22 protein-coding genes are annotated in these 21,615 nt (G+C 64.0%); 8 read left to right on the forward strand and 14 right to left on the reverse strand.

What is annotated here, in order from left to right:
* Nucleotides 1-72: 72 nt before the first annotated feature.
* Together ACFX4T_RS05060 and dacB are read right to left on the reverse strand one after the other, a co-directional pair.
* Nucleotides 73-1,194, reverse strand: coding sequence for a zinc-dependent metalloprotease (locus ACFX4T_RS05060; protein WP_377651013.1), 1,122 nt, complete (start codon nt 1,192-1,194; stop codon nt 73-75).
* Between the two features lie 81 nt (nt 1,195-1,275).
* A complete protein-coding gene (gene dacB / locus ACFX4T_RS05065; RefSeq protein WP_377651014.1) occupies nt 1,276-2,727 on the reverse strand; it encodes a D-alanyl-D-alanine carboxypeptidase/D-alanyl-D-alanine-endopeptidase in 1,452 nt (483 codons plus the stop codon).
* Nucleotides 2,728-2,870: 143 nt separating this feature from the next.
* On the opposite strand from dacB, the gene ACFX4T_RS05070 reads away from it, so the two are divergent.
* From ACFX4T_RS05070 to ACFX4T_RS05095, 6 genes are all read left to right on the forward strand, one after another.
* Complete coding sequence (locus tag ACFX4T_RS05070; protein ID WP_144663396.1) at nt 2,871-3,359, forward strand: inorganic diphosphatase; 489 nt, start codon at nt 2,871-2,873, stop codon at nt 3,357-3,359.
* Between the two features lie 280 nt (nt 3,360-3,639).
* Nucleotides 3,640-4,620, forward strand: coding sequence for a hypothetical protein (locus ACFX4T_RS05075; protein WP_216924221.1), 981 nt, complete (start codon nt 3,640-3,642; stop codon nt 4,618-4,620).
* Entirely contained in the window at nt 4,617-5,393 is a 777-nt protein-coding gene (locus ACFX4T_RS05080) for a hypothetical protein (RefSeq protein WP_377651015.1), read from the forward strand. The genes ACFX4T_RS05075 and ACFX4T_RS05080 overlap by 4 nt, the downstream gene beginning before the upstream one ends.
* A 3-nt stretch (nt 5,394-5,396) precedes the next feature.
* The gene (locus ACFX4T_RS05085; RefSeq protein ID WP_377651016.1) at nt 5,397-6,032 is read left to right on the forward strand and encodes a hypothetical protein; all 636 of its coding nucleotides are present in this window, start codon (nt 5,397-5,399) and stop codon (nt 6,030-6,032) included.
* Nucleotides 6,033-6,163: 131 nt separating this feature from the next.
* The gene (locus ACFX4T_RS05090) at nt 6,164-6,655 is read left to right on the forward strand and encodes a hypothetical protein (RefSeq protein WP_377651017.1); all 492 of its coding nucleotides are present in this window, start codon (nt 6,164-6,166) and stop codon (nt 6,653-6,655) included.
* A 91-nt stretch (nt 6,656-6,746) separates the two neighbouring features.
* A complete protein-coding gene (locus ACFX4T_RS05095; RefSeq protein ID WP_216924227.1) occupies nt 6,747-7,346 on the forward strand; it encodes a hypothetical protein in 600 nt (199 codons plus the stop codon).
* 105 nt (nt 7,347-7,451) lie between these two features.
* On the opposite strand, the gene ACFX4T_RS05100 is transcribed toward ACFX4T_RS05095, so the two are convergent.
* From ACFX4T_RS05100 to ACFX4T_RS05110, 3 genes are read right to left on the reverse strand one after another with little or no spacing between them, the layout of a single operon-like run.
* Complete coding sequence (locus ACFX4T_RS05100; protein WP_377651018.1) at nt 7,452-8,027, reverse strand: DUF3618 domain-containing protein; 576 nt, start codon at nt 8,025-8,027, stop codon at nt 7,452-7,454.
* Nucleotides 8,024-8,455: a phage holin family protein gene (locus tag ACFX4T_RS05105; RefSeq protein ID WP_216924230.1), complete on the reverse strand. Its 432-nt coding sequence runs from the start codon at nt 8,453-8,455 to the stop codon at nt 8,024-8,026. The genes ACFX4T_RS05100 and ACFX4T_RS05105 overlap by 4 nt, the downstream gene beginning before the upstream one ends.
* A complete protein-coding gene (locus ACFX4T_RS05110) occupies nt 8,452-9,462 on the reverse strand; it encodes a hypothetical protein (RefSeq protein ID WP_377651019.1) in 1,011 nt (336 codons plus the stop codon). Before ACFX4T_RS05110 ends, ACFX4T_RS05105 begins: the two co-directional genes overlap by 4 nt.
* Nucleotides 9,463-9,624: 162 nt before the next feature.
* Here ACFX4T_RS05110 and ACFX4T_RS05115 point away from each other — a divergent pair, with 162 nt between their 5' ends.
* Nucleotides 9,625-10,707 carry an aromatic acid exporter family protein gene (locus ACFX4T_RS05115; RefSeq protein WP_377651020.1) on the forward strand — a complete coding sequence of 361 codons (1,083 nt, stop codon included), beginning with the start codon at nt 9,625-9,627 and terminating at the stop codon, nt 10,705-10,707.
* Nucleotides 10,708-10,725: 18 nt separating this feature from the next.
* On the opposite strand, the gene ACFX4T_RS05120 is transcribed toward ACFX4T_RS05115, so the two are convergent.
* Nucleotides 10,726-11,760 (reverse strand): NAD-dependent epimerase/dehydratase family protein, encoded by a 1,035-nt coding sequence (locus ACFX4T_RS05120; protein WP_377651021.1) that lies wholly within the window; start codon nt 11,758-11,760, stop codon nt 10,726-10,728.
* A 33-nt stretch (nt 11,761-11,793) separates the two neighbouring features.
* On the reverse strand, nt 11,794-13,371 hold the full coding sequence (gene rfaE2, locus ACFX4T_RS05125; protein WP_377651022.1) for a D-glycero-beta-D-manno-heptose 1-phosphate adenylyltransferase: 1,578 nt from the start codon (nt 13,369-13,371) through the stop codon (nt 11,794-11,796).
* A gap of 114 nt (nt 13,372-13,485) precedes the next feature.
* Between rfaE2 and ACFX4T_RS05130 the strand changes: the two genes are divergently transcribed.
* A complete protein-coding gene (locus ACFX4T_RS05130; RefSeq protein ID WP_377651023.1) occupies nt 13,486-14,652 on the forward strand; it encodes a glycosyltransferase family 9 protein in 1,167 nt (388 codons plus the stop codon).
* On the opposite strand, the gene ACFX4T_RS05135 is transcribed toward ACFX4T_RS05130, so the two are convergent.
* Genes ACFX4T_RS05135 through ACFX4T_RS05165 form a run of 7 tightly spaced genes read right to left on the reverse strand, consistent with a single transcriptional unit; the run spans nt 14,618 to nt 21,559 of the window.
* A complete protein-coding gene (locus tag ACFX4T_RS05135; protein WP_223947500.1) occupies nt 14,618-15,313 on the reverse strand; it encodes an SDR family oxidoreductase in 696 nt (231 codons plus the stop codon). The two genes, ACFX4T_RS05130 and ACFX4T_RS05135, sit on opposite strands and share 35 nt — an antisense overlap.
* 41 nt (nt 15,314-15,354) lie before the next feature.
* Nucleotides 15,355-16,782: a PfkB family carbohydrate kinase gene (locus tag ACFX4T_RS05140; protein WP_223947499.1), complete on the reverse strand. Its 1,428-nt coding sequence runs from the start codon at nt 16,780-16,782 to the stop codon at nt 15,355-15,357.
* A complete protein-coding gene (locus ACFX4T_RS05145; protein WP_377651024.1) occupies nt 16,779-17,498 on the reverse strand; it encodes an SIS domain-containing protein in 720 nt (239 codons plus the stop codon). The genes ACFX4T_RS05140 and ACFX4T_RS05145 overlap by 4 nt, the downstream gene beginning before the upstream one ends.
* Nucleotides 17,495-18,766 (reverse strand): glycosyltransferase, encoded by a 1,272-nt coding sequence (locus tag ACFX4T_RS05150; RefSeq protein ID WP_377651025.1) that lies wholly within the window; start codon nt 18,764-18,766, stop codon nt 17,495-17,497. The genes ACFX4T_RS05145 and ACFX4T_RS05150 overlap by 4 nt, the downstream gene beginning before the upstream one ends.
* Nucleotides 18,763-19,899 carry a glycosyltransferase gene (locus ACFX4T_RS05155; protein WP_377651163.1) on the reverse strand — a complete coding sequence of 379 codons (1,137 nt, stop codon included), beginning with the start codon at nt 19,897-19,899 and terminating at the stop codon, nt 18,763-18,765. Before ACFX4T_RS05155 ends, ACFX4T_RS05150 begins: the two co-directional genes overlap by 4 nt.
* Nucleotides 19,896-20,984, reverse strand: coding sequence for a glycosyltransferase family 9 protein (locus tag ACFX4T_RS05160; protein WP_377651026.1), 1,089 nt, complete (start codon nt 20,982-20,984; stop codon nt 19,896-19,898). Before ACFX4T_RS05160 ends, ACFX4T_RS05155 begins: the two co-directional genes overlap by 4 nt.
* The gene (locus ACFX4T_RS05165) at nt 20,981-21,559 is read right to left on the reverse strand and encodes an HAD-IIIA family hydrolase (protein WP_223947495.1); all 579 of its coding nucleotides are present in this window, start codon (nt 21,557-21,559) and stop codon (nt 20,981-20,983) included. The genes ACFX4T_RS05160 and ACFX4T_RS05165 overlap by 4 nt, the downstream gene beginning before the upstream one ends.
* Nucleotides 21,560-21,615: the final 56 nt, after the last annotated feature.

Genomic DNA, 21,615 nt, shown 5'->3' on the forward strand with positions numbered 1-21,615 from the left:
AACCGTTGTCAGAACCGCCGCTGGAACCTGCGCTGGAACCGCCCTGTGAGGGGCCATCAAATACGGGTGCGCTCAAAGCCCCATCCGCTCGAGCCACATCCTGGAATTGTGGATCTCTTCCTCGGTGGGGAGGTTTTCGGCCGAGTTCCACACCCGGTTGAAGCCTTCCATGCCGCCTACCTCAACAACCTCGCGCACGAACTTTGCGCCGTCTGTGTACTGGCGCATCTTGGCGTCGAGACCGAGGAGATTACGGATGAACTTCTCGATGATGCCGCGATCCTTGCCGCGATCATTGAACCGCTGGCGGATCGTCTTCACGGACGGGACGATGCTGGAATCCACCGCATCCATCACCACATTGGCATGACCTTCGAGGAGGCTCATGACGGCAGTGATGTGGGATAGGGAAGCCTTCTCCTCGGGATCCTGCAGCAGGTCCAGAATTGCGCCCCGGCTGGGCACGTTCCCGGATGCAGCGCGGTCCTTCAGGGATTTGGCCACCGCGGCCGCCCGTTCAACCAGGGAATCCATGTTGCCCAGCAGATGGCTGCTGAGCTTTTCGATTTCGGCGAGCATGTGGTCCCGCAGCCACGGTGCTGCGGCGAACTGAACGCGGTGCGTTTGCTCGTGAAGGCATACCCAGAGTCTGAAGTCGTCCGGGTGCACGTTGAGTTCGCGTTCGACGGAGATGATGTTGGGTGCAACAAGGAGTAGCCGCCCGCCCGAAGGAACGCGGGCGCCCGGGGCCAGGGCCGCGAATGGATCGTATTGGCCCAGGACTTTACTGGACAGGAAAGCAAGGATGGCGCCGAGTTGGCTGCCGGTGATGGCTCCGCTGGCTGCAGCCGCAGCAGGTGTCATGGACAGGCTGCCGCGGGACTCCAGCATTTTCTCCAGAATAGGCTGGAGCATGACGGAGAAGCTCTGGGTGTTGGCCTTGGACCATGAGGCACGGTCCACCACGAGAACGTGCGAGTCCCGCAGGTCCCGCGCCGCTTCAAGCCCCGTGATGTCATGGACATGTGGCACGGAGATATCGGCGTTGAAGCGCAGGTTCTCCACCGCCTTGCCGATTTCCCCGGCGCTCAGCGCTGGACCGGGCGGGGTAAGCCGGGCAGCCGTGGAGGCGGCCAGGTCCCAATTGATCAGGGACGGGGCCCCTGCTGACGAATCTCGGGCAGATGACACCATACGGTCCATCACACCACATGAGGCTGGCAATGGGCCTTTAAGTTCGCTCCGCGCTGACCCTCACTCCACCCGAGTAGGTGGCTAGCGGCAGCCGCACGAGGCCAGCACCGATGCCGAACGGTCCATCGCCTCCTTGTTTCCAGCCGCACCCGGTTCCAGGCCATTGCCGATGAACGAGAACACCAGCAAGCGTCCATCAGCGTCCACTACGTACCCGCTCAGCGCGATGACAGTGTTGAGCGTCCCCGTTTTGGCGCGGACAAGGCCCGCACCCTGGGCTGTACTCGGATCCACGTACCTGTCGTCCAGGGTGCCCGTAAGGCCCGCCACCGGGAATCCGTCCAGGGCCGCCCGAAGACTCAGGTCCGGTCCGCTGGTGATGGCACGGACTACCTCGGCAAACTGGCGGGCAGTGACCTGGTTCTCCAAGGCAAGGCCCGAAACATCGGCCAACTGCATCTGCTTGGGATCAGTGGCGATTCCCAACTCCCCCAGCCGTTGGCGCACGGCTGAAGTGGCGCCGTCGTACGTTCCTTCCTGTCCGGACGCAATGGCGGTCATCCGCCCAAGCGCCTCTGCCAGGAAGTTGTCCGAGGTCTCCAGCATGAGGTCCACCTGCTCGCTCACCGTCGCGGATTCAGCGGCGGCCAGCACCTTGGCGGGGACGCCCTTGCCGCGCTCGACGCCGGGACGCACCTGCACGCCGACAGCGGCCAATTGTTCGGCGAAAGCCTGGGCGGTGGTGACGGCCGAATCCTGCGGACGCGGCCCAGTGGTAAGCGTGGGTGAGTAGCGCCCGGAATTCAGGGCAAGGGAAAACAAGGGGGCAGTTTCGCCAGCCGCGACGTCGTCCAGGCTCCACGCAGGATTGAGGGGCGCACCGCTGAACAGCGAATCATCCACCTGCACCGTCACGGGCCCTTTGACCCCGGCGGTAGCCAAGGAAGCGGCAGTATCGGAGGCCAGGGTTGCAAGTCCTGACCTGCCCATCACGGCCTCAGGATCCGAGGCACCTGCGCCGAGGAGCACGTCCCCTCCCCCCGTCAGCACCACGGTTGACGCATCGGAACCGGCCAGCACACGGGTGGTAAAGCGGGATTCGGGACCGAGCGCCTTCAAAGCAGCGACGGCGGTCAAAAGCTTCATATTCGACGCCGGGATTCGGTTGGCGTTGGCATCGCGGTCGAACAGGACCGTGCCTGTGGAGGCGTCCATGACAATGCCAGTAATGCTGCCGGCGCCGGAAGGTTTCAGGGCGCCATTCAAAAGGCGCGAAAGCTCAGCCGGTACGGGCACAGGGGCATCGGGATCCAAAGGAAGCACGCCGTTGGCCTCGGAAAGGTGGTCAGGCTCCTGCTGCCATGGCGGCGCGGATGGTGACGGCTTGGGTGCGCTGAGGAGTCCTGGCACCATGCCGGCCACCACGATCGCCCCCAGGCACAGGAGGACCAGCGTCAACAGCATCGGCCATTTCAAGCGCCCCCACGCCGTGGACACCCGCTTCCGGGCACCCCCGTTTTTAACGCCCTTCATGCAGTTGCTTGGTCCTGTCAGTCCTGAAAATGTCCCGCCGGTTCAAGAAACCCGGGCCTCTCGCTATATCCTCAATAGTAGTCGGCGGCGCTGGCTGCACTTTCGCCTGCCGCGCCCCACCCACACCCGTCAAGGAGCACGCCATGAAGCACGACGTGACCATCGAGATCCCCAAGGGATCGCGCGTCAAGTACGAAGTTGACCACGAAACCGGCCGCGTCCGCCTGGACCGCGTCCTCTTCACCTCCATGCAGTACCCCACGCACTACGGTTTCTTCGAGAACACCCTGGGCGAAGACGGCGACCCCCTGGACGCACTGGTGCTCCTGCAGGACTTCGACCTCCACCCGGGCGTCATCGTTGAGTCCCGCCCCATCGGCGTTTTCAACATGACCGACGACGGCGGCGGAGACGCCAAGGTCCTCTGTGTCCCGGTGGATGCACGCTTCGACCACATCCAGGAAGTCAGCGACGTCAGCGAATTCCTGATCAAGGAAATCGAGCACTTCTTTACCCGTTACAAGGACCTGGAGCCCGGCAAGTGGGTCAAGGCTGAAGGCTGGGGCGATCGCGCCGCTGCCGAAGCCGAGCTGGAAGCTTCCATCAAGCGCTTCTCGGCCGAAGGCCACTAATTCCCATCTGAGTAGCACTTAAGCGCATTTTGAACGCTCAAAACGCGCTTAAGTGCTACCTAGTTGGGCTCGACGGCGGCTGGTGCTGTTCCCTGTGAACCGCACCAGTCGCCGTCGTGCTTTAAGCAACGCGGGGTCAGATACGGCCCATTGTTGGCTAAAACATGGGCCGTAAGTGACCTCGCGTTGCTTTGATGGGCACTGCTCCCCATCGCGCCACCTTCGGGGGCCGCCTAGGCTTGGACGAGACTTTACGACGCATGTACACAGGGGGTTCCACATGGCTGGGTTCTACGGCGCGGACATTGCGCAGCTTCGCAGTCTGGCCGGCGTCATGGGCAAGGCTGCTGACGCCATCAATATGCAGAGCGCGCAGTTGTCCAACGCCATCAACTCCGCAACGGCGTGGCAGGGGCGCGATGCCACAGTCTTCAAGAGCGATTGGAACAGCCAGCACAGGCAGAGCCTTATGAAGGCCGCCAACATGCTGAGGGACAACGCGGGCCAGCTCAAGAAGCACGCCAACCAGCAGGAATTTGCCAGCCACAATGACGGCTCAGGTACATCGGTGGGCGTCCTGAAAGACGTCTATGACACAGCAACGGGCGTCAAGGAATTGGGCGCGCAGCTCTGGACCGCCTACAAGTACGGCAAGCTCGGTCATGCCGAATGGGTCAAGACCCGCGAGGTACTCACCAACTGGCGGGCTGGCGGCACGGTGCTGCGGGATGCTTTGAGCGCGTTGCGCAGCGGTGAGAAGGTCACTGACGTCATCACCGACCTCAAGGCGAACATTCCCTACAGCCAGGCTTTCCAGGACGCCACAAAATTCTCCAAGGGCCTTCGAATCGCGGGGGCCTTGGCGGCGCCGCTGAACATCGTTGGCGGTATCAGCGACATGATCAGCCCGGAGCACGACGGCTGGCGCGGTACAGGCGACCGGGTAGCCGGCGGCCTGTCCGTAGTGGGCGGGGTGGGCAGCATCATGCTCATGACGGCCGGTGGCGCAGCCTTGCTGGGCCCCATTGGCGCCCCGATCGTGATCGGCGCGGGCATCGTTGCCGGCGCCTGGGCATTGGGCAACCTGGTGGCGGACAACTGGGATTCGATCAGCAACTTCGCCCGGAACCCCGGCAGCTACATCGCCGACGGCGCCCGGGAAGTAGGCAATTTCGCCAAGGATGTAGGCAGTAAGGTGGCAGACGGGGTCGGTAATGCCGCCAAGTCAGTCGGAAACTTTGTCGGAGGGATATTCGGATGACCACCAGCACCATGAATTGGACCGAGCGGGACGTACAGGCTGCGGCAAAGGTCCTGGCATCGGCCAGCGCCACAGGCAAGGCCTTGCCGACGTTGACCGATGAAGAGGTTGTTGCCCTGGACGGCGTCCAGCATGAGCAGATCGTGGCCCTTCCGTGGCTCACTGCGCAGGATGCCAGCAAGGAGCTGATGTGTGCTGTGGCCCTGCGTGGACTGCTTGCCAAGGAACTCGTCTACCCCGTGATCTTTGAAGGCGAGACCGAACCCACCCGGCTGCACGCCACCGAGGAAATAACCGGCGCCCTGACACTGCGCCGCAGTGGCAGCAGCGTGGTCTCCGTGGAACGCACCGTTTCCACTGGCAAGCGCTGGCTCTACGGCTACCTCCACGACGACGGCGTGCTGCTGGAGGAAGTGGACGAAGGCGGGCTGCACGGCTTCACCGTTGTCACCCGGGATCAGTTGGCTCCGCGCCTGGCTGAATTCGTTGACCCGAACACAGCGGCCAACCGCGACACCGATCCCACTGTTTACTCTGAGGCCGGATTCGAAGAATATGCCGCAACGGCCCTGGCCGATACCCAGGCGGCCAGCAACGTGGTGGTCTTCAATTCTGATACGAACGACTTTCCAACTGTCACCGTGTACACCGGCCCCACCAGCGTGCACGTGCTTACCCCCCGCGTAGAAGGCGAATCAGTCTCCCTTGAGCTGAAGGAGACGTCCGCCCCCACCCTTGCCCGTGTCCTCGGCGGGCTGGCTGGGCTGGCCTGATCCATGAGCAATTCGAAGTCCCAAACCGCTACTGGCTTGGTTGATGCCCTCAACGGCCGCCCTGTACGCCGCCATCCCGAGACCGGCGCATACTTCGTGAAAGCATCCGGAGGAGCCCACTTCTGGGGTCGCGTACTTGACGCAATCGTGTTCCTTGCCGGATATGGCATCCTGGCCGCGATGGTGGCCGTTGCACGCAATGCCATGATGAACAGTGGCTCGCTTCTGGCCTTTAACGACGGTTTTTGGCTGACGCTCTACGTTGTTCTTTGGTTCGTTGGTTTGTTCGTTTACGGCATGATCTGGGGTACCGCGGGCAGCGTTGGCGATGCTGCCGCGGGCATGCGTTCGGTACGGATCAAGGACGGTACGACGGCGGGCGCCTGGCTGGGCGGCTGGCGTGCCATCTGCTGGTCCTTCTTCCCGTTCTTCGTGGTGATGCTGATTCTGGCGGCTTTCAGCGGGAGCTCGGGCGATACGTGGGATCCAAGGTTTGCAGCTTTTGATCGGCGATCCGGGGTGGCGCAGGGCCGCCAGCCGGTCCCGGACCCCAAAGTGGTCGCCGCACAGCAAGCCGCCGAGGCAGAAAGGCAGAACCTGCCAAATCTCTACGGCCAGCGCCCTGATGCGCGGCCGTAACTGGCTGGTAAGGCGCACTGAGCGCAGGCTCGGACCCGAGCTTGGACAGCTACGTCATATTGCGTCCTCGCGCCGCATCTTTTGGAAGCTCCTCATCCCCTGCTTAGCGGTTGGATTCCTTTTTGGGCGCAATGGGTGAGTTCATCAGTCCCGCCACCTCCACGCGGGAACCCGGCCACTTCGAGGATCCAGTCCTGTTCATTGTGGCAAGCACTCTTACAGGCCTGGTCCTCTGGTCAATGACGCTCTTGGGCAGCTTCCGCAAACTCCTGGTGTTCGACGGCGGGATCGTGGCCAGGTATTCCCAGCAGTACACCACTTTGGAGTTTCCGTGGGCGGAGATCGCACCTGACTACATCAAGGCGGTGACCACGGCGGATGGCACTGATCCTGACCGCCGTTTGGTGGCTCGGCAAAAGACATCCCTGGGAGTGGCCGGAAAGAACGCGCTGGTTTTTCAGGCACGCGACACATTCTGGGTATTCTCCACCAATGAAGATCCCGTCCCTCTGGTGGAAGCCATCCAGGCGGCGATGCGCGACGCCGGAATACCCGACGCGCGCCGGTTGGCGGCAGGTGCGCTGCCCGCCGTCGTCGTAACCGGACGCACCGCACTGGACTAGCTGAAGGTGGATTGGATCAAGGGAATGGCGAAAGAAATAAGAAAAACAAGCCCTTGCACAGCGGCTACCAGCCGGTAGCATGTGATCCACTATGTTCACTCTGACCATCAACCAACGCGACAGCCGCCGCGACGGCGACCTCGTGCCCCAGCTCCTCAAGGACTTGCGGCACGTTCCGGCACGGCTCGACTTCGACCGTTCGGTTGAGGACGAGGTGCAAGGCATCGTCGAGTCCGGCCACCACGCTGTTGATACAGCGCTGATCGCCCTCCGAACCGGTCAGTGGTACGTGGGAATCGGTGTGGGGCCCATCAACGAACCCCTTCCAAACCTTGTCAAAGACGCTTCCGGGCACGGTCTGGTCTATGCCCGGCGGGCTGTCGATCGTCTCCGCAGCGGGAAGGAACGAGTCCCTGTTGCCGTTGATGGTCCCTTCACGGCTTTGGCAGCAGAAGCCGAAGCGGTCCTTCGACTCCTCGGACACATCGTGCAGCACCGCAGCGTGGCCGAGTGGCGGGTCCTGGACCTCCTCACCCCCGGCGTCCGCGGGCAGCAAAAGGCTGTGGCCCAGGAACTCGGCATCACGACGCAGGCTGTCAGCAAAGCACTTGCCCGCGCACAGTGGGTGGAAGAACATGCTGCCCGTCCCGCCGCAGCACGTCTACTGCAAATGATCCTCGAAGTGCGCTAGCCAGCAGCCGCGAAACAGCCCCGCGAACCCAACTGAGTCGCAGTTAATGCCGTTCTGAGAGCTCAAAACGGGCTTAACTGCGACTCAGTTGGGCGGGTAACGCGATTACTGGTTGCCGAGGTTGTCCTTGGCCATCGCGGCGCGGTCTTGCACATCTGCAGCAGCGGCCTGGCCCTCGTCCTTGACGTTGGCTGCTGCCTCAGTGGCGCTGTCTTTGACGTTCTGGAAAGCGTCCTGTGCCGGCTCCTTGAGGTGTTCGGCCATCTCCTGGGCGGCGTGGCCCAGTTCCTCGGTCAGTGGCTGGGCTGCTTCCTTGATTGCGTGGGCAGCCTCGCGTTCCTTGTCCGACGGCGGAATCAGGGCGGACACAAGCAGACCGGCACCGAAGGCAATCAGGCCAGCAGCGATGGGGCTGCCTTGGGCCTTTCGCGTAATCACCTGGGGTGCGTCGGCGATGTCATCGACCACCCCGGAAACGGCGTCCTGGGCCTGGTGGGCAACGTGACCCGCCCTGTCCTGAACGTCGTCGCGGGCGCCAAACACGGCCGTCTTGATCCTGTCTACCCTCCGGTTGACGATGTGCGAGGGCGTGACCTTGTCGGCAACGGCGTCAACGTTGGTACTGAGCCGCCTGCGAGTTTGTTCGATGTCGGCGCGCAGGGCGTCGGGGTTCTGCGTCATCGTGTCTCCTCAGTATTCGGTTTGAAGGTTGGAGGTATTTCCTTGACTGTCTCCGCGGTGCGCGGCATGCCTTTGATGGTGTTCAATTCCTTGCGTCCCATCGAGGCCAGCACCGCTGCGACTATGCCCCAAATGACCGCCACAACGACTGCGGACCATCCCAGGCCTATGAGCTGACCCAAGGCCCACCAAAGCGCCAAGGACAGGAACAGCACGGTTAGATGCCCGGCCCAAGCGGCTCCGGCCATCATCCCTGCGCCCTTTCCGGCCTTGGTGGCCGATTCCTTGAGCTCTACCTTGGCCAGCTCAACTTCCTGCCGCATCAAGGTGGAGACATCGCGCGTCAGGTCGCTCAGCAGTTCGCCGAGGGGTACGGATTCGGCTTTGAGATGGGCTTCGGTGGGAGGAAGGTCGGCAGGACTACTCATCGGGGACCTCCATATACGGGATCATCGGGATCGCTGGGATCATCGGGACGTGCTAACGGATCTCCTTGCGCCTTTACCCCACCGGCGTCGGTTTCCGGGTAGGGCATGGTTGATCCTTCCAGGCCACCCGTGGTGCCAGCGTCGTATCCCGTGTCAGTTCCGGCACCTGTCACAGTTGTCCCAGTGGCCGTCGTTCCGTATCCAGCACCTGTTCCAGCACCCGTCGTTCCGTAGCCAGCGGTCGTCGTCTGGGGACCTGGCAGATCTACTGCCGGAGGTGACACAGCGCCGCCCTGGGTTGGGTAGTACATGGCGCGAGGGGTCTGGGTGGTGGCATCGGAAGTGCTGGTCCCGGTCATGGGCGAGTTGTCCGCCATTCCGCGGCCCAAACGTCCGGCGAGGACACCCGCACCGGCAGCCAACAGCAAGAACGTGCCCGGCTTACGGCGGGCAAAGCTCTTGACCTCATCCAGGAGTGAACCCGGATCCCGGTTCTCCAGCCACCGGGCAACCGAGGAGGAACGCTCGGCCGCTTGCTGGACCAGATCCGTGGCCACACCACCGTTTTGGGTCGAATTGGCCATGGTGGACAGTTCGTCGGAAATGGACCGCAAGCCCTCGGCAACCCTCTGCTGTTGGGTAGCAGCCTGATCCGCCAGCTCGCCCTTGGTTTGCGTTAGCAACTGCCGGGCGTTCATCTTGACCTCTTGGGCTACATTTCCGGCCTCGGCCTTGGCTGTTTCGACGACGCCGCCAGCCGCATCGCGCGCTGTGCCGGCGACTTCGGCGGCTTCGTGCTTGGCCGAATCCATGGTTCCCGCGCCGGATGTGGTCCCGGTAGTGCTTCCGTAACCGGTAGTCCCCGCGCCGGCATCGGTTTCCATGCCAGTGGTGTCGGTTTCAACCGGTGAATCCAGGTAACTTCCCGAATAAGGCTCGGTCCCGGCGGGGACCCCAGTCCGTGGCGCCGCGAAGCTTCCGTCCTGCGGCGATTGGCTCTCAGTCATTGTCGCTCTCTTTCCACAGTTGGCAGGCTGCGGACAGCAGCCGGGATAGTAAGTATCGTTACTATCAATGGGTGTGTACCCGCTTGCCGCGGATTCAATCGCCACATATCGAAACGAAATCCCAGCTCGACACGCGGAGCAGGACCCGTCTACGTTGGACCCATGAGCCACAAGCCCTCCAGGCGGCGGCTGATTCCCGCGCTTCGAAAAACTGTCACGCGTCACCGACTCCTGTTCGCCGCCAAAACTGCGGCGGCGGCAGGATTGGCGTGGTATCTCGCGCCCTTCATGCCTGGTCCTGCAGCGTCCTACCCCTACTACGCACCGCTCGGCGCACTCGTGAGCATGCATCCCACGGTGGCAGACTCCGCAAGACATGGCCTGCAGAGCCTCATGGGCCTGGCCCTGGGTATAGGCATGGCTTTTGCGGTGACCACGGTGGCAGCGCCGACGGCGTTGGCAGTCGCCGTGGTGGTGGGATTGGGCGTGATCGTCGGCGGCCTCCCCCGGCTGGGCAGCGCCTCAGAATGGGTTCCGATGGCGGCCTTGTTCGTACTCGTCCTCGGGGATTCCAATGCGGAGGGCTTCTCCTTTGCGTACGTCCTGCAGATGGCCATGGGCGTTGCCGTTGGCTTCGCTGTGAACTGGCTGGTTTTTCCGCCGTTGCATCTTGAAGGAATTGACCCCGCCCTGGCCGGTCATCAACGGGCTTTGTCCCAGCAATTGAAGGACATGGCGCGCGCGATGGAGGAATCCTGGCCGCCCAACCACGAAGCCTGGGCAAGCCGTAGCGGCGAACTGTCAGCAACCGCCGCAGCCGTGCGGACTGCCGTTCATGAAGCGGAACTCAGCGCAAAAGCTAACCCCAGGTCGCGGCGTCGTGCTGGCCGGCTACCGAGTGATTTGGCTGGATTGCGGATCGTGGAAAGGCTGACCTTCCACGTCCAGGACATCACCGAAGTACTTGCAAGCGTGATCTGGGAAGAGGATGCGGGAACAGTCATACCGGACAGCGTCCTGGCCAACCTGTCCGAGGCGCTGGAGGCCGTGTCCCGGGTGATTGATCAGTGGCGGGACGGAGACGCCGGGGAATTGAAGAGCCATTTGGCGGAGGCGAAGGACAGCATCTCGGAGCTCGGGGACGCGGTCACGGAAGCTGCAGTCGGCCAGGCATCGGTGAACGCGGCGGCGTCAGTGGCCATGAGCTTGCGCAGGATCATCACGGTTGTGTCCCCTGCGGATTAGGGCCGCCGACACCAAAAATTAGCGTGGCGTCAACGGCGGCGAGGCTTTCCGCCCCTGACCGGCACCGAGTCCGTCCAGCACTTCAGTCAGCGCCTCCAACGATGATCGGTGGGGCATCCAGCCCAGGAGGCTGTGGGCGCGGCTTGTGTCCATAATGGGTGCGCCGGCGGCCATGTCCACCCAGCCGCCGTCGGTTACCTGCAACCGCAAGCGCCAACTGACCTCGACGACGGCGCGCAGCACCGGAAGCGGTAAGGGAAGCTGCCGTCGGGCGTTGAGGATCCAGGCAAGGGCGTTGGGGTCCAGCACGGGCTCCGCTGCGATGTTGAACGCGCCTTCTGCCCGACGTTCCAGCACGCGCCAGTACGCGTCGGCGACGTCGTCGGCGTGAACGGCTTGAAAAACCAGCTCCTTGGGGATGGGGAGGATGGGCAGCCATGGCTTACGGGGAATGAGCCGCGGGAGAACGCTCCCCAGGAAGTAGCGACCCACTTCACTGCCCGCCTCGGCGCTGAAGATCAGTGCCGGGCGCAGCCGAGCCACTACGATGCCCGAATTTTCCTTGGCAAAGCCATCCAAAAGCCGCTCCTGGGCTGCCTTGTCCACGCTGTAGTGGGAACGCTTGATGCCCCCTGCCGGCCAACCTTCCTTGGTCCGTTGATCCTTGGGGGCCGGCGAATAGGCACCAACGGATGAAGCACAGACGACGTGCTTCACGCCAGCATGCTTGGCCGCGCCAAGTACGTGGGCCGTTCCTGCCACGTTTGTCCGGCGCAGAAGTTCGCGATCGTGATTTGGTTGGATCTGCCAGGCCAAATGCACCACGGCGTCGGCACCTGCGAAGGCGTTCTCCAGTGCTTCCCTGTCCTTGTAGTCGCCGACGTCCAGCGTGTGCCACTCCACTGCGTTGTAAGGGGCTGCGTTCCTGTCAGGTTCGCGTCGCGCAATTCCCACGAGGTCAAGATCGGCACCCTCTTCAGAGCGGGCAGCCTGCAACCGCTTCAGCAATGCCGTGCCCGCGTTACCCGTGGCTCCCGTGATGACTATGCGCATCAAACTCTCCCTTCCCCATCCTGCAACGCCCGATCATGCATGCGGGTTCTCTCCCGTGGAGCGAATACGCTCCAGTACCGCCGTCGTGGAGTGTTCGGGGACGTAATCCAAAATCGTCACCGTGCCCCCATAGTGCTCCACAGCCGCGGTCTCGGCCAGCATTTCCGGCGTGTAGTCGCCGCCTTTGGCGTACACATCGGGCTGCAGCAACTCGATGAGCGGTATAGGAGTCGGGGTGTCGAACACAGTGACGTGGTCCACGCAGCTGAGCGCGGCGATTACGGCAGCACGGTCCGCTTCTGGATTCACGGGCCGGTCTTGTCCCTTCAGCTGCCGCACTGAGGAATCACTGTTAAGGGCCACCACCAGGACGTCACCGAGTTGCTTGGCCTGGTTCAGATAGCGGGTATGGCCACGGTGCAGGACGTCGAAGCACCCATTCGTCAGCACGATCCTCCGGCCCTCCCTGCGATGCGCCTCCACCTGCCGGGCCAATTCATCGGCAGTCAACGCAGTATCGGCGAACCCTCCGAGGTGCCGGGCAAGTTCCTCGGTGGTGCAGACAGAGGTGCCGGGCCGATGGACCACCACATCAGCTGCGGCCTGGGCAAGGTCAACACTGGTGGTCAGGGGCAGTCCGACCGCCCGCGCCAAGGTCAGCGCGGCCACAAATGTATCGCCGGCACCGGAGGCCTGTTTCTCGGCTTCCGGCCTGGCCCAGGTTCGGTGGGTGGCGCGGGCTCCGTTCGTATCGTCTCCGCTTGCGTCCGGATCGCTGGAACGCAGCGTCAGCGTCCCGTCACGGTCCAAAGTCACGACGACGGCGCCCGCACCTGAGGCGCGAAGGAGCTGGTCAGCGTGGGCCTCAACGAAGGGGCAACGTGCAGCGCCACCGGGGAGCTCTGTTCCGAGCAGCCTGGCAGCTTCCTGGGCGTTCGGGGTGGCAAGGTCCGGCTTGAGTTCGGCCCACCGGGCAGGATGATGGGCATCGACCACCAAGAGGGTGCCCTGCCTGTGGCTGGAGTCGGGGTGAGAACCAGTCTGAGGACTACGGGTGGGTCCAAGGGCATCCATCAAGGCGTCGCGGACCGGCCCCTCCAAAGCGCCGGCCTCGTAATCGCACAGCACCACGGCGTTGGAACCCGCGAGCGCTCCCGGGATGGCGGCCGCCAACTCCTGGAGGCCCTCCGGGGGAACGTCGGTGGCTGCGTCGTCGAGGCGAAGCATCACCTGGCCGGCGCTGCTTATCCGGAACTTCGTGGTGGTGATCATGCGGGGATGCTGCACCACGCCAGATATGTCGATGCCGGCAGCCACGAGTCTCCCAAGGAGCTCCTGGCCGGCAGAATCCTTACCGACCAACGAGACAAACCTGACGTCGGCCCCAAGGGCCGCCAGGTTCATGGCAGTATTGGCGGCTCCTCCAGGGGCGAAGTCGCGGCGCTTGACCTGTACCACTGGGGCGGGAGCTTCGCGGCAAAAGCGCTCAATCAGCCCATCCCACCAACCGTCCAGGATGGCGTCGCCGACGACTGTCACAACGGGCGGTTCCTCGGCCAAGCGGCGCGGCAGCCATTCGGCCAAACCTTCTTGATTGGAGAGGCGTGCCATTGGGTACCTTCCGGTAGAGGCGGCATGTTCCTGCTCCCCTCAGGTACCCCACAGCCCGCGGTTCACACGCCGGCTCCGGTAGTTTTCCAGCACCTTTGACGAAGGGACATCCAGATGGTCGTTCAACCGAATTTTGGCGTTGGCCCGGTGCTGGAGAAGTTCGCGAATGTGGAACGGATCGCGGTCCTCCGCGGAGGCGGTTTAGGCGATGTGATCTACACATATCCCGCGCTGCATGCCCTGAAAGTGGCCTACCCTGAAGCAACTATCACGCTCCTCGGCACGCCGATCCACGCCGCGTTGACCGCCGGGACGGATGGGCCCGTTGACGGCGCCGAAATTCTCCCGTTCGCCAAAGGCGTCCGCGACGCCGGCCCTAGGGAAGGCGATCAAGTAGACGAAACCGAAGACAGACTTGCCCAAGAGGAATTCTTCTCCGCCATGCGCGCCCGCAGGTTCGATCTCGCGCTGCAAATGCATGGCGGCGGCCGGTACTCCAACCCTTTCCTGCTCCGTCTGGGAGCACGGCACACCGTGGGCACACGAACCAAGGACGCTGAGCCCTTGGAGCGGAATCTCGATTACATCTACTACCAAAACGAGCCTGATCGATGGCTTGAGGTAGCGGGCCTGGCGGGCGCGCCAACCATCATTTCTCCCCCCTTACGGCCCCTGCCCGAACACGAACAAGCCGTGCAAAGCCTGCTCAATCCCCAACGGGGTCCCCTCCTGGTGGTCCACCCAGGTGCCACGGATCCGCGACGGCGATGGCCGGCGTCGTACTTTGCTGAAGCGGCGGCGACCATCGCCCAGGAAGGTGCACTGGTGTTGGTGGTGGGCGACCGCTCCGAAAAGGCGCTGGCCCAGGAAGTGGCGGAACTCGTGGCAAGGCAACTGCCCGTCGGGCACAAGAATGCCGTGCGCTCAGTTGCCGGCGAACTGGAGATTGGCGAACTCGCGGCGCTCTTGGACGCGGCCACCGTAATGCTTGCCAGCGACAGCGGTCCCCGACATTTGGCGCAAGCCCTTGGAACTCCAACCGTGGGGATCTTCTGGGTAGGCAACGTCTTCAACGCGGGGCCCCGGGGCCGGAGCCTGCACCGGATCCACATGTCGTGGGTGACCGAGTGCCCGGCGTGTGGGGCCGATGTTACGCAAGTGGGCTGGTCAGCACAGCACTGCGGCCACGACGACACCCTGATCAGGGGCATCGCCGTGGCCGAGGTTGTTCAGGACGTGCATGACCTTATGGCCACGAGCCTTCTTCTGCGGGGCAAATAAGGAGCTCACGGACCTCGCTACCAAACGGCTGCGACAACGCGAACACCACGGCTTGCGCCACGTTCGCAGGATCGTTGAGTTTGGAGTCGTCCTGCGGCTTGTATTGTTCGTCGCGGTCATCAAAGAAATGTGTCTTCATGCCTCCCGGAATGATGGTGGTGACACCAATGACTCCCCCGGTTTCGGCGGCCAATGCCCGGCTGAATCCGATGACGCCGAACTTGGAGGCGCAGTACGCCGTAGCGTCCGGCAGTGCCCGCAAACCGAGGGTTGAGGCGATGGTGATGGCCCGGCCCCGGGATTCCTTCAAGTACGGCAACGCCGCACGGACCACGGAAACGGTGCCCAGGAGATTCACTCCAATCACCTTTTCCCACTCGGCTGCGGGAACGTCGGCCAGTTTGCCACAGCGGTCGATGCCCGCGGCCGTCACCACCCCATCCAGGCCGCCGAGGCTTTCGGCCGCCTCTTTCACGGCGGCTTCAACTGATTCACGGTTGGAAACGTCGACTTCAAGGGCTTTAGCGCCGGACACGTTGCTGATATTGCGGTCGAAGACGAAGGGAGTGCCTCCGGCATCGCGGATGGCATCGACGATTGCAGCGCCGAGGCCGGAGCCGCCTCCAGTGACGATGACGCGGCCGGGAGTTTGCGTGTTCATGCGATTCCTTTCGGTGGTCGATTCTTTGATGGCAGCTACGGTCAGCTGACTTTGGCCAGTGCTTCAGCCAGGCCGCTGGTGGAGCGGGCCGGATGGAAGGGCACCGTAACGCAACGCCCTCCCCATACAGCCACGAGGCTGGCTTCCGGCAATTCGTGGGGTTCGTAATCTCCGCCCTTGACCCAAATATCGGGCCGGAGCTGGTTCAGGCAGGCTTCGGGGGTGTCCTCGTCGAAGACCACCACGGCATCAACACAGGTCAACGCGAGCAAGAGCTCTGCCCTGTCCTCCATGCTGACGATCGGCCGGTGCGGGCCCTTGAGCCGCCGCACAGAATCATCGGAATTCAAGCAAACAATGAGGCAATCACCCATGCTGCGGGCCGCAGCCAACGTCCTTGCGTGGCCGGCATGGAGGAGGTCGAAGCAGCCGCCGGTCGCCACGACGGTCCCACCACTCGCGCGGACTGTCCGCGCGAGTTGGATTCCGGGTTCCAGGCCCTGAAAGCGGCCAAAAAGCTCGACGACGGGACTCGCCTTTGCCCTGACCGGCTGGCTGTTCCCTGCAGCGTCCGGGGTCCTTGTATCCATGACCAGGGAGGAGGCTCCGCCCTTCGCGAGGAATGCAGAGGCATCCTCAACAGCTCTGGCCGCGGCACCCGGCAGCGCGAGCCCCAGACCCAAATACACGGCAAGGCTCCCAGCCAAGCGGTCGCCGGCACCGCAAGGATCGTCCACGGTTGTTTTGGGAGCGTGGATGATCTTGCCCGGTCCCCCACGTTCCACTAAAACCGCACCATCTTCGCCGGTCGTGACCAGGACGGCATTGCTGCGCCAGCGATCCAGCAAATGTTTTCCTGCGTCCTCCGCAGCAGTCTTGGACTGATCCTGCCCGCCCACCTTCGCAGCGGCCCGGGCCTCTGCGAAGTTGGGCGTCACGACGGCGACACCCGGCACCGGCTCCGAACCGGCAGGGTGCGGATCCCACACCACCGGGACGTGGCGGGCAGCGTCGGCGAGCGCAGTGCGGATGTCGGGGTTCGCCGTGATTCCGCGGCCGTAGTCGGCCACGATCACCGCTTCCGCGGAGGCAATGGCTGCGAGCATCTCTTCGGTGCACGACGGGGATGGGGCAGGTGCGCATCCTTCGTCGAACCGGACCACGGGGTGGGTCCCAATGCGCACGCGGGTCTTGGTGGGCGTTGGGGCGAGCGGGGCTCCGGCGAGTATGGCGACACCGGCCAGGGCGCGCCTGAGGTGGCTGGCGCCGTCGTCGTCCGACACCGCGGTGACCAGGGCGACGTCGTGACCGTCGCGCGCAAGCAGTGTAGCCACGAGACCGGCCCCACCTGCCCGACGCCGGATATGGGCAACGTCCACTACGGGCACGGGTGCGTCGGGGCTGAGCCGTGTGGCGGTGCCGTTGATGTCCACGTCCAGGAGGACGTCACCTACAACTGTCACTTTCATGGCTGGGCTCCGTCCCCGGCCAGGCGAGGCCCCGTCCTCCTCGCGACCTCCGCATCGAAGGCCCGGCACACAGCGTGGACGGCAATGAGGTGGCCTTCCTGGGCGTTGGCTGCGATGGCGTCCACTGTGATGGCTTGATCGCAGGCGTCGGCCAGCGGGTTGGGACCCGCGCCCGTCAGCGCCCACGTTGTGACGCCGCGTTCCCTTGCAGCCCTGACAGCGTTGAGAAGGTTGGGGCTGCGTCCGCTCGTGGAGAGAAGGATGAGGACGTCCCCTGCCCGGCCGTGTGCCCTGACCTGGCGGGCGAAGACTTCCTCGTAGCCGTAGTCGTTTGACAGTGCCGTGAGGGCGGAAGTCTCGGCGTGCAGGGAGATCGCGGAAAAGGGGGCGCGTTCAGCATCGAACCGGCCAACGAGTTCGGCGGTGAGATGCTGGGCTTCGGCAGCCGATCCCCCATTGCCGGCGGCCAGCAGCCGTTGGCCGGACAAGAGCCGGTGGGCGAGTTCCGTTCCCCACTCCGACAGGCGGGGGGCCTGCGAGCGCAAGGACTCGAGCGCAGGCAGAACGTTGTCCAGGTGTGCGGTGACCTCTGATGCAATCTGTGGTTCACGGATGTTTGTTGGCCTTCTGGATCCGCTCCAGCCAGTGGGCACAGTATCCGGGACGGGCCGGGTGTTTGGCGCGATTCTCTTGGGAACTGTCGATTCTGTAGTCACAGTGCTGTTCCTTCCAGTGGTTCCGCCAGGCCTTCTCCGGCTTGCCGGGACAGCCCGGCGGCCAAGACGGACCGGTACGCTTTCTCGGTATCTGCGGCGATGCGGTCCCAGGAGTAGCGTGAGCGGGCGCGGCGGCTTCCGGCCCGGCCCATTTCGGCACGCAAGGCGGGGTCGCCGAGGAGCCGCGCCACGGCGTCGGCGATTGCTTCCGGGTCCCGCGGCGGTACGTGCAGCCCGGTTTTCTGGTCGACGACGGTCTCCCGGAGTCCCCCGACGGCCGCGGCCACTACGGGCACTCCGCACGCCATGGCTTCAAGGGGAACGATGCCGAACGGTTCGTACCACGGTGCGCAGACCACGGCGTCGGCACTGCGGAAAATTCCGGGCATTGCGTCACGCGGAACCTGTCCGCGCATGGTGACCTTGTCCTCCACGCCAAGTTCCTTGGTCAAGGCGCGAAGTCTCTGGGCTTCCGGATCCTCTTCGAGGTTCAGGGCGTCGCCGGAGCCTCCGACTATGAGGAGCTCGACGTCGTCGAAACCGGCCTCAGCCAGGAGGGGCAGTGCCTGGATCACCAGATCCACGCCCTTCCTTGGAACCAGGCGGCCCACACTCAGGATGCGGTGCGTGCGGGCCTTACTCTCTGGCTCTCCAGTGCCCGGGAATAGGTTGAGATCCACCCCGCATGGTGCGATGGAAATTCTTGACCGGCCAATGCCCAGCGCTTTGAGCTCAAAAACCTCGTCAGGGCAGGTGGCGATCACCCAGTCCGCTGTGCGCCCTACCCACGGTTCCAGCCATGCACGTGCCGGTGGGCTGGTGTCCGCTGAACCTTGGTGCCTGCGCTTGACCGAACCCAGTGCGTGGAAGGTCTGGACCACGGCTACGTGCTCGGCGGCACCGGCCCGTCTGGAAGCTTGGATCGCCGCCAGCCCGGACATCCAGAAATGCGCGTGGACAACGTCCGGGACCGAGTCCGCCCAGTCCCGGCAGATGCCGTCTGCGAGCTCACCCATGAAAGGAAGCAGCTCGTCCTTGGGGATATGGCGGGCCGGGCCAGCGTCAACATGTACTACGGAGAGTCCCGGCGCAACCTGCACCTTTGCAGGAAGATCCGGGTCATCCCGCCGCGTGTACACGGTGACTTGGTGGCCGCGGCTGGCAAGGCTCGATGAAAGGGCGGCCACGTGGACGTTTTGCCCCCCGGCGTCCACACCTCCCAAGGCGGCCAATGGACTGGCGTGTTCGGAAACCATGGAGATTTTCATGGGTGCGTCCTCTCTGTGTCATGGCTGACGGACTCCGAACCTGGTTGCGGGCGGCGTTCCGTGTTGGGGAGCTGTTTATTCGGGACCTGCGTTTCAGGGACCTGCGTTTCAGGGATCTGCTTTTCGGGAAGACGGCTATTGGCAGTCGAGGGGCGTGATGTTGGGAGATCGGCCAGGAGTTCGTCCCAGTCCTGGTGAAATCTTGCGAGCCCGTAGCGTTCCAAGGCTGCAGACCGGGCCACCATCCCCATCGCATAGGCGTCGTCGGGATCGTCCAGCAGCTGCCGGGCGAACCGTTGGAGCTGGTCAACATTGTTTGAGACAAGGCCGGCTTCCGGCGGAATAGCGCGGGACGCCTCCGTGGTCGCCAGTGCCAGGACGGGCATTCCCAGGTGCATGGCTTCGAGCAAGGCCAACCCGAGGGATGTCCAACGCAACGGGTGCAGGTAGAGCCGGCAGCGGGCGAGTTCTCGGTGCAGCCTGGGCGCGGGTACGTCCCCGGAAATCCGCAGACGCTCCTCGCTCAGGCCGAACCCCTTCAGGTTCAGCGCTTCCGGCAAGGCTTCCGTCCCCATTCCGAACACCCTCAAAGGCCCTACCCCGGCGAAGCCAGGGAGGAGGTCCGTGCCCGTCACCCGGCCGCGGCGCACGGGTTCATTGACCACCACCCCCATCTCTTCGCGTTCACCGGTATAAAGTCGGCCCGGATCGGGGATGCCGTGCTCGATCACAACTGTTGGCGTGGATCCGGTGTCCCAGAAGAGCTGGTTGAAGTACGTCACATGAACCACGGGGATAGTGTGCTGATCGGCCAGCGGATGGAGAGTGAACGGGACGTCGCCTTTAGGCGTGTTGTGTTCAAGGTAGACGGCGGGCAGGTCCACGCCGGGCCTTCGACCCAGCTTCCGGGCAACGGCGGCGATCTCCTCCGGACGTTGCAGGACCACCACGTCCACGCTGTCCGGATCGAGGGTGTCCAGGTCAATCTCCTGCGCGGCGACCGGCCACTCCCTGCCACCTCGCCCCAAACCCCACGGACCGCCGTCGGGCTCTACCGGAAGGAGGTACTCGTGCTGGCCCCTGACGAAGGCCTCCATCCATCCTCCGTGGATATGCCACACCAGGATCCTCATGGTTTCCACACCTTCCTTCGGGTGCTGAGGGAGGAGACTCCCCCCAACAGCCGTTCCACCGCCTCAAGGACTTGTTCCGGGGTGACTGAGCTAAGGCACGGGTGGCCCGGTACCGGGCAGATGCGTGCCCGCGTATTCCTGCATGCTGCTTCCTGGTCGCCGAGCAATTCCATCGGAACGCCGTAGGGCGCCCAGCGGATGGCAGGAACCACAGGGGAAAACAGGCACACCACCGGCGTTCCGACCGCTGCGGCCAGGTGGGCGGGCCCAGTGTTGCCGGTGACCACGACGGCGGCGCCCGCGAGTACCGCTGCCAGGGTCCGCAAGTCCGTTGTGCCGCCGAGATTGTGTGCCGAAGGTCCTGCCACGGTTGCCGTCAGCGATGTTTCGCCCGGCCCTCCCGTGACCACCACCTGGTGTCCATACGCTTCAAGGAGTTCCACGGTGGCTGCGTGGTGGAGTACCGGCCACGCCCTCGCGGGAGCCGCTGAGCCCGGGTGGACCACGATGTACGGGCCTTTTTGGGTGAGTTCGTCCACCAGCTCCCCGGGTTCGTCCAGCGGGTTGATGTGGAGCTTGCCATCGTCGCCCCGGGGAAGCTGGAAGCCTGCTGCCTGCGCAATCCCCAGGGCCCGCACCACTTCAGGCTGGTCTTCGGGAAAGTCTTCCCCGGGTTTCAGCCGGACGTCCAGGAGGGAGCCGGCGAAGTCAGTGGAGGCGCCGGTGATGCGCTTGACGCCTGCCAGCCGCAGCAACAGTGCCAACGGAAGCGGGGACTGGTGGAAGGACGTGAGGATCACGGCTTCCTCAATCCTGGAGCTGCGGACGAACTCGATCAGGCCAGCGGTCAGCTCAGCCGTCACGTCCGGCGCCGGATTGACGATCCATGGGCACGGCCACGTGTGGACCTGGGTCACTCCGGGGAGCATTTCCGCAGCCCCGGCGCCTTCGGGGCCGCACAGGAGGACGACGTCGTTGGGCCGGCTGCCGTCCGGCCTGCTTCCGTTCGCCACGGCACGCAATGCCGGTCCAGCGAGGAGGACATCGCCCATGCTGTCCAGTCGGGCTACCAGGACGCGGCTCATACAGGTGGGTCCTGCCTGGCGTCGGGTTTCCCGGATGCCCCTCGTGCACCGGTATCAAGCAACAGCTCGACGGCGGCCAGCAGGTTCTCCGCAACCATTTCTGCCGCCTCAATTTCCTCGGTCCGCGTCACGTGAGTGGGCACCAGTATCGACTGCGAGCCGGCCGCCGTCGCTGCTTCCACGTCGGTACCGATGTCCCCAACAAAGGCCACCTGGAACGGCTGCAGCCCCAGTGTGCTGCAGGCTGCGAGAATCATTCCCGGCGCAGGCTTACGGCAGTCACAGCCATCGGCCGGGCCGTGCGGGCAGATTTCCCACACATCGAACGGGCCCAGAAGCTCATCCACGCGCTGGTTCACGGCGTGGACTTGATTCAAGGTCAGCAAGCCACGGGCAACGCCGGACTGGTTGCTCAGCACCCCTGTTGCCAGTCCCGCCCGGCGTACCAGGTCCAGGGCCGAACGGGCGCTATCCATGGGCCGCACCAGTTGCGGGTCGCCGTTATAGGGCACGTCAACGACGAGCGTTCCATCGCGGTCAAACAGGACCGCTTTCAACGTTCCAGTTCCTCCCATATCCGCAACGTTCCCCAGTTCTCCCGACACTAAACAGCGTGACGACGAGAAGTTTC

Source organism: Paenarthrobacter sp. YIM B13468, from assembly GCF_042788025.1.
Taxonomy (GTDB): domain Bacteria; phylum Actinomycetota; class Actinomycetes; order Actinomycetales; family Micrococcaceae; genus Arthrobacter; species Arthrobacter aromaticivorans.